Origin of the sequence: Plantactinospora solaniradicis, assembly GCF_042658085.1 — a bacterium.
Lineage (GTDB): Bacteria > Actinomycetota > Actinomycetes > Mycobacteriales > Micromonosporaceae > Plantactinospora > Plantactinospora solaniradicis.
In genome coordinates, this window is the sequence record NZ_JBHSPR010000068.1 from 1 (window position 1) to 13,890 (window position 13,890).

14 protein-coding genes and 1 other RNA gene are annotated in these 13,890 nt (G+C 70.4%); 2 read left to right on the plus strand and 13 right to left on the minus strand.

The window, feature by feature from the left end; all coding sequences use genetic code 11:
- From ACFP2T_RS42015 to ACFP2T_RS42040, 6 genes are all read right to left on the minus strand, one after another.
- Window positions 1–252: MerR family DNA-binding transcriptional regulator (locus ACFP2T_RS42015; protein ID WP_377432492.1), on the minus strand; the 252-nt coding region annotated here is incomplete at its 3' end.
- A gap of 9 nt (window positions 253–261) precedes the next feature.
- Window positions 262–1,293: an SDR family NAD(P)-dependent oxidoreductase gene (locus tag ACFP2T_RS42020; protein ID WP_377432493.1), complete on the minus strand. Its 1,032-nt coding sequence runs from the start codon at window positions 1,291–1,293 to the stop codon at window positions 262–264.
- Window positions 1,294–1,524: 231 nt separating this feature from the next.
- The gene (locus ACFP2T_RS42025; RefSeq protein ID WP_377432495.1) at window positions 1,525–1,890 is read right to left on the minus strand and encodes a hypothetical protein; all 366 of its coding nucleotides are present in this window, start codon (window positions 1,888–1,890) and stop codon (window positions 1,525–1,527) included.
- A 374-nt stretch (window positions 1,891–2,264) separates the two neighbouring features.
- Window positions 2,265–2,706, minus strand: an RNA gene (gene rnpB / locus ACFP2T_RS42030) — RNase P RNA component class A.
- 112 nt (window positions 2,707–2,818) lie between these two features.
- The gene (locus ACFP2T_RS42035) at window positions 2,819–4,315 is read right to left on the minus strand and encodes a hypothetical protein (protein ID WP_377432496.1); all 1,497 of its coding nucleotides are present in this window, start codon (window positions 4,313–4,315) and stop codon (window positions 2,819–2,821) included.
- Window positions 4,312–4,881 (minus strand): SigE family RNA polymerase sigma factor, encoded by a 570-nt coding sequence (locus tag ACFP2T_RS42040; RefSeq protein ID WP_377432498.1) that lies wholly within the window; start codon window positions 4,879–4,881, stop codon window positions 4,312–4,314. The genes ACFP2T_RS42035 and ACFP2T_RS42040 overlap by 4 nt, the downstream gene beginning before the upstream one ends.
- Window positions 4,882–5,000: 119 nt before the next feature.
- Here ACFP2T_RS42040 and ACFP2T_RS42045 point away from each other — a divergent pair, with 119 nt between their 5' ends.
- A complete protein-coding gene (locus tag ACFP2T_RS42045; protein ID WP_377432500.1) occupies window positions 5,001–5,762 on the plus strand; it encodes a sulfite exporter TauE/SafE family protein in 762 nt (253 codons plus the stop codon).
- A 286-nt stretch (window positions 5,763–6,048) separates the two neighbouring features.
- Here the strand turns inward: ACFP2T_RS42045 and mctP are convergent, their stop codons facing one another.
- Window positions 6,049–7,713, minus strand: coding sequence for a monocarboxylate uptake permease MctP (gene mctP, locus ACFP2T_RS42050; RefSeq protein WP_377432501.1), 1,665 nt, complete (start codon window positions 7,711–7,713; stop codon window positions 6,049–6,051).
- Between the two features lie 6 nt (window positions 7,714–7,719).
- Window positions 7,720–7,962: a DUF3311 domain-containing protein gene (locus tag ACFP2T_RS42055; RefSeq protein WP_377432503.1), complete on the minus strand. Its 243-nt coding sequence runs from the start codon at window positions 7,960–7,962 to the stop codon at window positions 7,720–7,722.
- Between the two features lie 264 nt (window positions 7,963–8,226).
- Here ACFP2T_RS42055 and ACFP2T_RS42060 point away from each other — a divergent pair, with 264 nt between their 5' ends.
- On the plus strand, window positions 8,227–9,087 hold the full coding sequence (locus ACFP2T_RS42060; protein WP_377432504.1) for an alpha/beta fold hydrolase: 861 nt from the start codon (window positions 8,227–8,229) through the stop codon (window positions 9,085–9,087).
- Between the two features lies 1 nt (window position 9,088).
- Here ACFP2T_RS42060 and ACFP2T_RS42065 read toward each other — a convergent pair whose 3' ends face one another.
- From ACFP2T_RS42065 to ACFP2T_RS42085, 5 genes are all read right to left on the minus strand, one after another.
- Complete coding sequence (locus tag ACFP2T_RS42065) at window positions 9,089–10,285, minus strand: bifunctional RNase H/acid phosphatase (RefSeq protein ID WP_377432505.1); 1,197 nt, start codon at window positions 10,283–10,285, stop codon at window positions 9,089–9,091.
- A 33-nt stretch (window positions 10,286–10,318) separates the two neighbouring features.
- A complete protein-coding gene (locus ACFP2T_RS42070) occupies window positions 10,319–11,059 on the minus strand; it encodes a zinc ribbon domain-containing protein (RefSeq protein ID WP_377432506.1) in 741 nt (246 codons plus the stop codon).
- The gene (locus ACFP2T_RS42075; protein WP_377432508.1) at window positions 11,056–11,967 is read right to left on the minus strand and encodes a Nif3-like dinuclear metal center hexameric protein; all 912 of its coding nucleotides are present in this window, start codon (window positions 11,965–11,967) and stop codon (window positions 11,056–11,058) included. The genes ACFP2T_RS42070 and ACFP2T_RS42075 overlap by 4 nt, the downstream gene beginning before the upstream one ends.
- Before the next feature lie 82 nt (window positions 11,968–12,049).
- Window positions 12,050–12,619: a flavoprotein gene (locus ACFP2T_RS42080; protein WP_377432509.1), complete on the minus strand. Its 570-nt coding sequence runs from the start codon at window positions 12,617–12,619 to the stop codon at window positions 12,050–12,052.
- A 22-nt stretch (window positions 12,620–12,641) separates the two neighbouring features.
- Window positions 12,642–13,874 carry a helix-turn-helix domain-containing protein gene (locus tag ACFP2T_RS42085; protein ID WP_377432510.1) on the minus strand — a complete coding sequence of 411 codons (1,233 nt, stop codon included), beginning with the start codon at window positions 13,872–13,874 and terminating at the stop codon, window positions 12,642–12,644.
- Between the last annotated feature and the right edge of the window lie 16 nt (window positions 13,875–13,890).

Consider the following 13,890-nt stretch of genomic DNA (forward strand, 5'->3'; position numbering starts at 1 on the left):
CACCAGGCGCCGCACCGCTTCGGCGTCGTAGACGCGATGACCGTAGCGGTCGCGGGCCACCTCGACCAGCCCGGCCCGCTCGTAGTAGCGCAGCGTGTGAGGCGTGATGTCGAGGAGGTCGGCGACCTCGGCGATCGTCATCGGCTCGGGGACGTCGGCCAGGTCGGTGAGGCGGTGGATCACCTCGACCGACAGCGGGCCGTCATCCCCAACCATTTCCAGGGCCCTGGTCATCAAATCGTCGGTGGCCATGACATCACCCTATGTCGGCCGGACCGACGCCGGGACGCCGTCGAAGTCGGCGCTGCGGGCAGTCTCGGCCCACCGCTCGACCTCGTTCAGACCACGCCGGTACACGCCCGAGATACGCTCGACCGCTTCGCGCCCGAGCGGCAGGCGCAGCGGCACCTCGTCGCTGTGTGCGAGGGACACGATGATCTCGGCCGCCCGCGTTGGGTCACCTTCCTGGCGGCCGTCGGTCCCGGCCATGTCCGCGCGGACGGCGGCGAGCAGGTCACGGTAGGTTTCGGACGTCTCAGTGAATTCGAGCACGTCGGCGGCGTTGAAGTCGGTCCGGAACCGGCTCGGTTCGACGATCATCACGCGGATCCCGAACGGTGCGACCTCCCCGGCCAGGGCCTCGGACCAGCCCTCGAGGGCGAACTTCGACGCGGAGTAGGCCGATACGCCGGGAAACGACATCCGCCCGCCCTGGCTGCTCATTTGCACGATCATCCCGGCGCCCCGGGTACGCATCGCGGGCAGCGCCGCCCGCACGAGCGCTGCCGGGCCGAACAGGTGCAGATCCATCAGCTCGCGCAGCTGCGCGTCGCTGACCTCCTCGACCGCTCCGACCACGGCCCGGCCCGCGTTGTTGACGAGAACGTCGAGCTGACCGAAGCGGTCGAGGGTGGCCCGCACGAGCGACGCCGCCGCAGCGATGTCTCGGGCGTCGAAGTTCGCGATCAGAAAGTTGTCGGGGTATTTGGCCGCCAGGTCGGCCACGCTGTCCGGCCGGCGTACTGCGGCCACCACATGGTCGCCCGCGGCGAGCGCCGACTCCGCCAGTGCTCGCCCGAAACCGCGGGACGCGCCGGTGATGATCCAGGCCTGTGTCGTCATGGCGGCAACGCTATGGCTTTGAGTGCGCGCGAACGCAAACGCAAACGCAAACCCGCTGCGACGCAAATCCTCTGGCCGGCCGTAAGGGGCAGCGTCTGCCCTGCGTCTTGGGCAGCGATCCGCGCCCCTGTCGTAGACCGTGAGGACCTCCACGAGCGTCTTGACGATCATGTCAAGCATCAACTGGGACGCAGGTGTAAAGCATCTACCGGGACACGACAAACAATATGGGTGCCGTACTGCCGAATACTTCTCTTTCGGACCAAGAGCGCCACTGCGCGGCGCGCGGGCGGTAGGCCGCCCGGCTGCGAGCCGCCGGACCGCTACGCGGCCGGGGCGGGAAACCACCGACTGCCGCCGGGCAGCCGCCCCCGCGCCGAGTGGGACAGTCGACCCACCGAACTACGGGCATGAACTGTCTTCCCTGGCCTGGTGGACCGCCAGGCAGGCGACGACGCGGGAGCCGTCAGGCGTGAGGAAGAGCTGGTAGACCCAGGCTGTCCCTGCACCACCAACCTGGCCAAGCAGCAACTCTCCCAGTCCTTCGGCCGAGGCCAGCCGATTCACCGCTTGGACAAACCCGAGCGTCCGGATGCCGCGTGTGCGGGTGTGACGCTCTCGACGGTGGTAGGTAGTGACGAGGTCCCCGACCGGCACTGTCCCGCCGAAGATCTTGAAGTCGTAGCCCGCCCGTAGAGCGTCGCGACATGCCACGTAGACGTCGCCTGCCTCAGCACCGAGAAGGATGACCAGGGCTTCCCGCTCCACCCGGTCATCCTGCCGGTCGGTCGACGTTCGCTCCGAGGAGGGATCAGACTCCAAGTCCGGCGAGTTCGACCACCGCCAAGCGGTACGGAAGCCGGCGGGCTGATGACCGTCGTGGTCTTGGCTTCCGGCTGCCGCACCGGTCCACACCCCGGCCCGGCTTGCCATCGAGTCCGTCCCGCCGGCTTCGTATCCCGCGCTGACGAGTCCCCGGCCACCGTCCGCGCGCCGCCAGGCGGCCCAAGATCAGGTGTACTCAGGGCGCCAGGGCGTCTCCAGGGCGTCAAACGTCGCCCAATGTTGACCATCAACGCCCGCCGACGTCAGAACATACGACCAGGCCAGAGCCTTGATCAAGGCTCTGGCCTGGTGAACGACGGACGAGTCGACCTGTACGCCGGATTTTGTGACCAGCACGCACCGTTGCCGGTGGCGCCGGCGGCGGTCATCCATCTCGGCCTACCGTTGCCGGCAGGCTCTAGCGGCCTACCCGCAGACATCGGGCGGGCAGCCCTCGATCGCCTGCGCGGGCCGTCGCCTTTCGGCGATGGCCCTTTCTTGACCTTGCTCCGGGTGGGGTTTACCGAGCCATCCCGGTCACCCGGGATGCTGGTGGGCTCTTACCCCACCGTTTCACCCTTACCGGACCGGTCATTCCACGCGTTTCCGCGTAAACCACCACGTCCAGCGGTTTGTTTTCTGTGGCACTGTCCCGCGGGTCACCCCGGGTTGCCGTTAGCAACCACCCTGCCCTGTGGAGTCCGGACGTTCCTCGGCGGCGAGCTTGCGGCCCGCCGACGCGACCGCCCGGTCGACTCGTCCGTCGCGTACCTAATGGTAGCGATGGTCCGAAGAAGCAATCCAGCGCCCCGGCGGTCCGGGGACGTCCGGGGACGGCTGACCGCGCGTGCCCGCCGTCCCCAGGTGAGCCTCACCAGTCGGACACGAAGGCCTCACCGAACATCTGGCGACCCGTGCTGAATTCGACCAGTTCCGTGGAGGCGACCGTCGTACCGGCCGCGTCGAGGGCTCGTAGCGTCGCCTTGGTGCCGAGCGGGATGGTGAGCAGAGCGACGCCAGGCATCTCCGGTCTGGCGCTGGCCAGTTCCTGCCCCGCCGCGTCGGTCAGGGAGTACGAGACGTCGGTCGAACGCCCCACCACGAGCAGCCGGTCCGACAGCACCGCCCGGCCGCCGTCCCGCTCCGGTATCCGTACCGCGATCAGGTCGGCGGAGTCGGTGTAGCCGGTGGAGACGAGAGACCACTGCTCCCGGTCGGAGGCGGGTGCCTCCGGCTCATCCGCCGCAGGATCGTCCCGCCCCGCCAGGGCCAGCATCCCCTTCACGCCCGACCCGATCTGCAACAGCACCGGTCCCGGGGCACTTGGGCTGAGCAGTACGACCGGCGGGCTCCCGTCGCCGCGGGTGCTGTCTGCGCCGGGAATTCGGCCGCCCCACCGTACGGCCGGGGCGAGCCCTCGGGTCAGGGAGTCGCCGACTCCGGCTCTGCGGGCCAGTTCCCGGTACGAACCGATCGCGGCCGATGCCGTGGATGTGTCGACCGTCGCCGCTTCGGCGTCCGGTGTAGCGGTCGCGGCCTTCACCGCCGATCCGGTGACCTCGTCGAGCTGGATGCCGAGCGGAGCCCGGTACCGGAGCGTTCCGGCACAGGTCGCCTGCCAGTAGCCCGGAGTCGGCACCCGCTCGTCGAGCACGTAGTCACCGCCCGGTGCCGGTCGCCAGTTCCGCCGGATTCCCTCGTCCGCCGGACCGATGGTCGCGGTCTGCGATACCTCGACCGCGCAACCGGCCGGGGCGAGGCCCACGGTGAAGCGGGCCGACCAGTCGTCGCCCTGGACCGCCTCCGAGACGACGAGGAACGGCTCGACGCGGGCGTTCATGACGCCCGCCCCCATTATCAACTCCTGGACGGACGCCCCCCGTCGAGCCATCCGGGTCACCAGGCTGGCCCTCGAATCGGAGTGGTACGCGACGACGACCGATCGCGCGGTCGAGAAGTCGTGCACGAACAGCACCTTGGCCTCGGGCAGCGCTGCGGCGCCCTGGCCCACCCGGTCCGCCGCGAATGCCCGGGTAAGTTCGTCGACCAGTGGCCGGTCATCGCCGAGGTTGCCCCGGGCTGGGGACTCGATCAGCTGCCAGGTCAGGTCCGAGGCGACCGGATAGCCGTCCTCCGGCAACCGGGAACTCCCCCTTCCGTCACCGGGCCCGGCCGGGCCGAGCCCCACCACTGCGGATCCCAGTAGCGCGGTGGTCAACAGGGTCGCCAGGCCCCCGCCGATCCCCGCGAGTCTGATCCGTCGGCGACGGCGCCCATGCCGGCGGAGCAGCAGTGCGTACGGGTCTTCGTCCGATACCACCGACTCGGTCAGCCGGGCGAACCCCGCGCGCAGCTCGTCCACACTCATGCGTTCCCCCCAACGATCATGTTCTGCGGTGGAAGTGGCGGAGTCGGCGGGACGACCGGCACCGACGACGCGGGACGGACGCCCGCCGATCCCTCTTCCGAGGCCAGCACCTCGCGTAGCCGGGTAAGTCCCCGGGCCGCCTGGCTCTTGACCGTGCCCACCGAGCAGTTGAGCAGCGCCGCCGTGTCCGCCTCGGACTGGTCCTCCCAGTACCGGAGCACCAGTACGGCCCGCATCCGGGCCGGCAGCTTCTGCAACGCGGTCATCAGTTCGTCGCGTACCACCACGGCCTCGGTCGTGTCGGGGCGTGCCCGGTCCGGCACGGTCGCGGTGAGCAGTTCCCGGGAGCCGATCCGGCGCCAGCGGCTGGTGCGCTCGTTCACCAGGATCTTCCGGACGTACGCCACCGGCTCGTCGAGGCGTCGCCACCGGCGCATCGCCTTCAGCAGGGCGCCGTGCAGCAGGTCCTGGGCGGCATCCCGGGTGCCGGTCAAGAGGTACGCGGTGCGCAGCAGGTCCGCGTACCGGACCTCCACGAACTCGCGGAACCCGTCGTCGTCATCCACATGCCGTCCCTTCTGCTGGCCAGTGTCACCGAACAGAACGCGGCAGGCCGCCGGGAAGTTGAGAGGGTTGCCCGATCAGCCTCGGTCGGCGATCGACGAACGGTTAGCCTCGGTGATCTATGGAAATGTCCGAGACGCTGCTGCTGATCGCCGCCGGGCTCGCCGCCGGCACGGTGAACGCGGTGGCCGGTGGCGGCTCGCTCATCACGTTTCCGGCGCTGATCGCGGTCGGGTTACCCCCGGTGCCGGCGACCGTCTCCAACTCGATCGCCGTCTGCCCGGGTTACCTGGCCAGTGTGGTCGGCAGCCGGGCGGACCTACCCGAGCGACGCCGGCTGTTCCGACTGCTTCCGGGGACCGCGCTGGGCACGGCCGCCGGCTGCGCGCTGCTGCTCTCCACCCCGGCGCGGGCGTTCGAGCTGATCGTGCCGTTCCTGGTGCTGGGCGCGACGGCCGTACTCGCGTTCCAGGACCATTTGCGCCGGCTGGTCGGGCATCCCCGGGAACTCGGCCCACGCCGTCGGGGCCTCTCCGTGCAGCTCATGGTCGTGCTCGGCGCGGTCTACGGCGGCTATTTCGGTGCCGCGCTCGGAGTCATGCTGCTCGCCGGTCTGGCCCTGGTCCTGGACGAGACGCTGGCCCGGGTCAGCGCGATCAAGAACGTGCTGTCCGCAGTGGTCGGGCTGACCACCACGGCGGTCTTCGCCGCGTTCGGCCCGGTCGACTGGGCCGCCGTCGCGGTGGTCGCCCCCGCCACCATCGGTGGCGGGTACGGCGGCGCGTGGCTGGTCCGTCGGCTGGCGCCCACCGTCCTCAAGGCCGTGATCGTGGTCTTCGGTACGGCGATCGGCCTGCTCCTGCTCTACCGCGCGCTGTCCTGACCCGGGTTCACCGGCCCCGCTGGGCGGGATACCGCCGACGGACCTCCCGCAGCATCCAGCCGAAGAACGCCATCTCGCACACCGCGATCACGCCGAGGACGATGATCTCCGCCATCGATCTCACCTCCGGTCGGGCCTGCCTGCCGGTCACCTCCAAGTTACCAAGCCGCGCCGCTCTCCGCCCATGGACGATCCCCGTGACCAGGGAAGCCGTACTCCGGAAGGCGCCGGGACGGTTCCCTGGTCACGGGGATCTCGGGGGGTGGGGTGGTAGTTCGGTGGAGGGTCAGACCTTGGGGGCGGGCTCGGCCGCCACCTCGGCCTCCTCCCGAGGGCTGGGGACGAGCCTCGGGTCGCCCTCGTCGGCGAAGTAGTCGTCCCGCTCGGTGCCGTCGACCCCCTCGGTCACCTTCGCGGCTCGCAGGGCCAACGTGAACAGCACCGCGACCAGCAGGTTCACCGCAACCGCGACGAGTCCGACGTAGATGGTCCTGGTCGAGCCCTCGAAGCCGAGCTTCTCCAGCGGGAAGGCCGACCCACCGAAGTGGAGCCGCTTCGTCGCCGGGTTGGGAATCTGGTAGAGCATCCACATTCCCAGGCCCATTCCGGCGGCCCAGCCGGCGATCAGCGCGCCGCGGTGGAACCAGCGGGTGTAGAGGCCCAGCGCGACCGCCGGCAGCGTCTGCAGGATGATGACGCCGCCGATGAGCTGGAGGTCGATCGAGAACTGCGGGTCGAGGAAGACGATGCAGGCGACCGCGCCGACCTTGACCACCAGCGACGTGATCTTGGAGACGTTCGCCTCCTGCGCCGCCGTGGCGTCCTTGCGCAGGTACTCCTTGTAGATGTTCCGGGTGAACAGGTTCGCGGCGGCGATCGACATGATGGCCGCCGGCACCAGGGCCCCGATCCCGATGGCCGCGAACGCCACCCCGGCGAACCAGCTCGGGAACTGCTGCTCGAACAGCAGTGGCACCACCGTGTTGTTGTCGACGGTGCCCTCGGTCGAGCCGGGCAGCGGGGTGACCCCGGCCGCGATGGCGGCGTACCCGAGCAGTGCGATCAACCCGAGCAGCAGGCTGTACGCCGGCAGCGCCGACATGTTCCGCTTGATCACGTCCCGGCTCCGGCTGGCCAGTACGCCGGTGAGGCTGTGCGGGTAGAGGAAGAGCGCCAGTGCCGAGCCCAGCGCCAGGGTGATGTACTGCAACTGGTTGTTCGCGTTGAGCAGGATGCCGTCGTTCGGGGACGGGCTCGCGTCGAACTTCGCGTCCGCCGCGTCGAAGATGCTCCCCCAGCCACCCAGCTTGTACGGCAGGTAGATGATCGCCACCAGGATCACGATGTAGATCAGCGTGTCCTTGACGAACGCGATCAGCGCCGGCGCCCGCAGCCCGGACTGGTACGTGTAGGCGGCCAGGATGGCGAACGCGATGATGATCGGCAGGTGCCGGGCGATGGTGCTCTCCCCGGTCACGCCCATCGTCTTGAGCACCGCCTCGATGCCGACCAACTGCAGCGCGATGTACGGCATCGTGGCGACGATGCCGGTGATCGCGATGATCAGCGCCAGCGTCGGCGAGTCGAACCGCTTCCGGACGAAGTCGGCCGGGGTGACGAACCCGTGCCGGTGCGACACCGACCAGAGCCGGACCAGCACCAGGAACACCAGCGGATAGATGATGATCGTGTACGGCACGGCGAAGAACCCGGCCGCGCCGGCCCCGAACAGCAGCGCCGGTACCGCCACGAAGGTGTACGCGGTGTAGAGGTCACCGCCGACCAGGAACCAGGTGATCCAGCCGCCGAAGCTGCGCCCGCCGAGGCCCCACTCGTCGAGATGGGCCATGTCGTTCGGCGCCCGCCACCGGGCCGCCACGAAGCCCATCCCGCTGACCAGCAGGAACAGAACCGCGAAGATGATGATCTCAGTGAGATGGTCCCGCCACACCGCCGCTCACCTCCGCTTCTTCGTCATCTGGTAGACCAGCGTGGTGGTGGAGACCCCGACCAGGATGAAGGCCAACTGCAGCCAGTAGAAGACCGGGAAGCCGAACAGCCGGGGAGAGTCGGCGTTGAACAGCACGGTGATCAGCGGCACCACGATCGGGATGAAGAGCAGCCAGTTCCACGGGCTGTGGTCCTTCGCTCTGGACACCGCCGGGACCGGCGCCGCCTGGGGGGTGTCAGGTTCGCTCATGCCGTCACCTCGCTGCGCTCGCTCATACCGGAACTCCTCCGGGGCTGTCCGTCATGGATCTACATGTGCCGCCGGAGGTTAGGGCAGAGTGACGGGCGTCACGTCTTCGCAACGGGACCGTTGCGCCCAACGGCGACCACGGTGCGCCGAATGGTGACCAACGGGACCAACGAGGCCTACATAGCGGATCTTTCGGATCAAAGAACGGATCGAAGGTTGGCGATAGGCCTTGATCGCCGGACGGGAGGTTGCCATGCTGGCCGGGTGCCGCGATTTCGCTCGTACGACACCACCGAACTGGCGTACCACGTGCTCGGCTCCGGGCCGCCGCTGGTCTGCCTGCCCGGCGGGCCGGCCCGGGCTTCGAGCTACCTCGGTGACCTGGGTGGACTGAGCCGGGAGCGCACCCTGCTCAAGCTCGATCTGCGCGGCAGCGGCGAGTCGGCGGTCCCGGAGGATCCCGCGAGCTACCAGTGCGACCGGCTCGTGGACGACGTCGAGGCGTTCCGGATCCACCTCGGACTGGACCGGATGGACCTGCTCGCCCACTCCGCCGCCGGAAACCTCGCCGAGCTGTACGCGGCCCGGTTCCCCGACCGGCTGGCCCGACTCGTACTGGTCGCGCCCGGCCTGCGGTCGGTCGGAGTGGAGACGGTCGGCTTCGACGAGGCCATCGCCGCCCGGTCCACGCAGTGGTGGTACCCGGAGGCGAAGGCGGCGATGGATGCCTGGCAGGAGGCGGCGGCCCGGGGCGCCACACCGGAGGAGGTGGCGGCACTGCGCGCCGCCGCCGCCCCGTTCGCCTACGGGCGGTGGGACGAGCGGGCCCGTGCGCAGGTCGAGGCCGAGCAGTGGGAGCGGTCCGTTCCGGCCTCCGCCGGCTACTACGCCGACTTCGCCCCGGACGTGCCGGCGGTCCGTACGGCGCTGACCGGACTCGGCGCCCCGGTGCTGATCGTGGCCGGCGCACTGGACCCCGCGCCGACGCCGGAGGCCGCCCAGGCGCTCGCCGCGCTCTTCCCGAAGGCCGAGGTCGCGATCCAGGACGGCGCCAGCCACTCCCCCTGGGTCGACGACCGGAGCCGGTTCGTCAAGACCGTGCTCACGTTCCTGACCGCCGAGTAGGTCAGATCCCCGCCAGGTGTGCGGTGTCGTTGACGGTCCGGACCGCCATCCCGCCGTCCGGCCAGATGTCCATGATGGAGAGGCCCGCCGGGTCGAGATAGAGCCGGTGCAGGAAGGCGTCCGTCGCGGCGAGCGCGTCGCGCAGCGCGATCTTCACCGGCGAGACGTGCGACACCACCACCACCGTCTCCCCCGGGTACGAGGCGAGCAGCTTGGCCGTCGCCCGGTTCACCCGGGTGGTGACCTCGACGAAGGACTCCCCGTTGGGTGGGGCGACGGCCGGCGAGGCCAGCCAGGCGTCGAGTTCGGCGGGCCACCGCTCGCGTACCTCGGCGAAGGTCCGTCCCTCCCACTCGCCGAAGTCGCACTCGATCAGGTCCGGCTCGACCACCAGGGGTACGCCGCCGAGCCCACCGGCGATGATGCCGGCCATCGACGTACACCGGGACAACGGTGAGCTGACCACGGCGGCGACCGAGGAGACCAGCCCGGCCACCCGGCGGGCCGCCGCCCCGGCCTGGGCCAGGCCACGGTCGGAGAGCGGAACGTCGCCCCGGCCGGAGTACCTGCCCCGCTGGGTGTACTCCGTCTCGCCGTGCCGGAGCAGCAGCAACCGGGTGGCGGTGTCCGACGGTCGCGGCTCCCAGGAACTCTTCGCCGTGGAACCCTGGGCGGCGACCTCGTGGGACCGGGCCCGCCCGGTCGGATCGGCGGGCGCCTCGGCGGCGCCGGGCTCGGCCGCCTGACCGGCGGCGGCGGTGTCCCGGTCGATACCGGGAACCTTGCCGGCGGCCAGGTCCATCGCCGCGTTGGCGAGCGCGTCGGCGTGCCGGTTCCGCTCCCGGGGAATCCAGGTGTACGACACCGCGTCGAACCGGCGGACCAGCCCGGCGGCCTGTGCGGCGAGCGGCCGGAGCCCGGCGTTCTTGATCTGCCACCGGCCCGCCATCTGCTCGACCACCAGCTTGGAGTCCATCCGCACCTCGACCCCGGTCGCACCCGCCTCGCGGGCGGCCTCCAACCCGGCGATCAGGCCCCGGTACTCCGCGACGTTGTTGGTGGCGACGCCGATCGACTCGGACCGCTCGGCCAGCACCTCGCCGGTGCCGGCGTCCCGGACCACCGCGCCGTAGCCGGCCGGACCGGGATTGCCCCGAGCGCCACCGTCCGCCTCCACCACGACCCTACGACCGGGCACCGATCCCCCTTCCGATCTCGCCATCGAGTACGGTCACAGCCCCGACTCGGCGGTGCGAACCATGATCCGCCGACACTCCTCACAGCGCACGACCTCGTCCGGCGCGGCGGCCCTGATCCGGGCCCGGTCCGCCCCGTACAGCTCCAGCCGGCATCCGCCGCAGCGCCCACCCTGCATCAGCGCCGCACCGAGTCCACCCGAGGTCTCCCGGATCTTGTCGTAGAGCGTCACCAGGTCGGCCGGCAGGTCGGCGGCGAGTGGCTGTCGCGCGCCGACCTTGAACTCCTCCTCCTTGGTGATCTCGGCGAGGTTCTGGTTCCGCCGTTCCTCGGTCTCGGCACGCCGCTCCCGGGTCGCCGTGAGCCGCTGCTCGATCCCGTCGAGTACGCCCTGCGCGGTCTCCCGCTGCTCCATCAGCTCCAGCTCGGCGTCCTCCAGCTCGGTCTGCCGCCTGTTGAGCGAGGCCAGCTCGTGCTGCAACGCCTCCAGTTCCCGGGCCGGGCCGGAGCCGACCGTCAGCCGGGCCTGGTCCCGGTCCTTGCGGATCCGGACCTGGTCGACGTCCCGTTCCAGCCGGGCGATGTCACGATCCAGGTCGTCCACCGCAACCTGGGCCCGGACCCGCTCGTCCTCCAGCGCGGACAGCTCCCGGGCCTGCGCCTCCAGCTCGGCGTGCTCGGGCAGCGTACGGCGCCGGTGGGCGAGCTGCGCCAGCCCGGTGTCGATCGCCTGTAAGTCGAGCAGACGACGCTGGTCCTTCGGGTCGGCCTTCATCGGCGGGACTCCTTGTCCACTGGAGATGCGGGGGATGCCATGGGAGATGCGGGGTGTACCGCGGGTGCGGCGGAGGCAGCGTGCACCGTCCAGGGATCGGTGTCCAGATCGGACACCACGGTCTCGACGGAGAGTCGCTTCCGCAGGTGCTCGGCGACGTCGTCCAGCCAGGGGCGCTCCGTCGCCCAGTGGGCGGCGTCCAGCAGCGCCGGTCCGCCCCCGGCCAGGTGCTCGCTGACCGGATGGTGGCGCAGGTCGGCGGTGAGGTACGCGTCGACGCCGGCCCGCTCGGCGTCCGCGAGGTAGGAGTCACCGGCCCCGCCGCTGACCGCCACGGTCCGGACCAGCCGGTCCGGCTCGCCCGCGGCGCGTACGCCCCAGGCGGTGGGCGGCAGCACCCGGGCGGCGTACGCCGTCAGCTCGGCCAGCGTCATCGGGGTGGGCAGCCGACCGATCCGGCCGATCCCCCGCCCCTGTCCCGCCGACGGATCGCCCGGCGGGGACGGAACCAGTGGGCGCAGCCCGGTCAGGCCCAGCCGGGCGGCCAGCGCGTCGGATACACCCGGACTGGCGACGTCGGCGTTGGTGTGCGCGACGTACAGGGCCACGTCATTCTTGATCAGTTCGTGCACGATCCGGCCCTTGTACGTGGTCGCGGCGACCGACGAGACGCCCCGCAGCAGGAGCGGATGATGCGCCACGATCAGGTCGGCCCGCTGGTCGAGCGCTTCGGCGACGGTCTCGGGCACCACGTCGACGACGCAGCAGACCCGACGTACCGGCGCGGAGGGGTCACCGACCACCAGACCCACCCGGTCCCACCCCTGCGCCCAGGCCGGCGGATAACGCTCGTCGAGCGTCGCCACGACGTCGGCCACACTGACCTTCGGAGATCCGGATGCACCCACGGCGGCCCAGCTTACCGGCGATGGCAGCGCAGCGGCGCCGGCGGCGTCGCTCCGGCCCTCGTGACCACCGTCGGCCGGGAACTCAGCCGAGCTGGCCGCTGACCGAAAGTCTGCTCCGCAGCGCCGTCACGGCCATCTCCCACGGAAAGTTCTCCAGGTGACGCTCGCCCATGCCGGGGGGATGCAGCGGCATGACGTGATCGCCGAAAAGCACCGTGACGTCCCAGTCCCGCAGTCGGGCGATGCTCTCCAGGAAGGCCGGATGCGCCGCCATCGCGGCGTTCGTGAACGGCATCGCCACGATCGGCAGCCGTTTGCCCAGCCCTTCGACCAGGAGACCGAGGGCGAGGGTGTCGGCAATGCCGGCAGCCCACTTGTTGATCGTGTTGACCGTTGCCGGAGAGACGATCATCGCGTCCGCGTCGGGCAGCACGTCCGGATCCCCGGGATTCTTGTACGTCGACCGTACCGGATGCCCGGTTTGTCGGGTCAACGCCGCTACGTCGACGAACTTCGTCCCGTCCGGGGTCAGGATCACGCACACGTCCCACCCGTCGCGCTGCGCGGAGGCCACCAGCCGGCCGACGTTCCGCGTCACCGGCGAACCGCAGGCGAGCACGTACAGCACCCGTGACCCCGTCGACTCCGTCACGGGACAATCCCGTGCAGCGCGGTCATATTCCTACTCCCATGTGCTCAGCCAACTCCGCAAACTGCGCCGGCGGCGCACCCCTTGTGCGACGGAGCACGTTTGACATCACCTCGTGCGCGATCGGCCGGCACCGGATCTCGGAGGGGGCGAGCCGGTCGCCGTCGACCAGCGCCTCGCCGGCCTTGTCCAGATCGCCGATCTGCGCGAACCCCCGGGCCAGGTCCAGCATGTGATGGGCGCGTCGCTCGGGCAGCAGCGCGTTGAACCCGTCCTGCCCCATGATCTTCTGCTCGTGGGTGTTGACCGCCTGCCAGCCCTCGCCGAGTTCCACCGCCGCCGCGGCCCGGTGCAGTTCCAGGTTCGTCGGTCCGAAACTGGTCCAGTAATGGTTCTGGTCGCTCCCGAGCGCCCCGGCCACCTCCTCGGCGCCGTTCACCAGGTCCCGGACCGTGTTGTTGTCACCCATCCGGGCGGCCGCCATCGCACCCTGTAGCAGCAGCATCCCGTAGACCGAGAGTCGCTCCGGGTTCGAGTCGTTGCCCCCGCCCGGCGCGAGCCGGTTGGCGACGCTGACGTTGACCTCCAACGCCGGCCGGGCCCGGCCGAGCGCGAGCAGTGCGCTGCCGACCCGGTAGGTGGCCACGCCGGCCAGCAACGGATCCTCGGCCCGCTGCGACACCGCCATCGAGCGGTCGGCGGCAAGCCAGGCCAGCTCGTACTCGCCCAGCTTGCGCAGCGCCGACGAGGCGATCTGGTACACCTGCCCCAGCAGGTGCGCAGCCTGCCGGGCGTCGTCGCCGCTGGCGACGCTGTCCAGCGCCTGGGCATCCCGGACGAGCTTCGGCAGCGCCCGGGTCAGCACGCCGTACCGGGCGTACTGGAAGGTCAGCCAGGCGTGGTTCACCGACTTGGTCATCTCGGCCACCGACGGCGGCTGGGGAGCCGCGGCGAAGAACGAACTCATCGAGTCGTACCGCTCCAGGGCCGAGCGGATCTCCTCCACCTCGACCTCGTCGATGCAGGTGAGACCGTCGGCCCGGCGTTCCGGCTCCTTGCCGAGCAGCAGTGAGGCGTCGAGTTGCAGGACGTCGGCGATCTCGTACAGCACGGAGAACTTGTCCAACCGACGTACGCCCCGCTCGACCTTGTCCACCCAGCTCTTCGACTTGCCGAGCCGATCGGCGAAAACCTGCTGCGACATCTTGCGGCGACCCCGCCAGTAGGCGACACGGCGACCGATCGGCAGCTCATCCACGTCCGCCCCTCCTCTC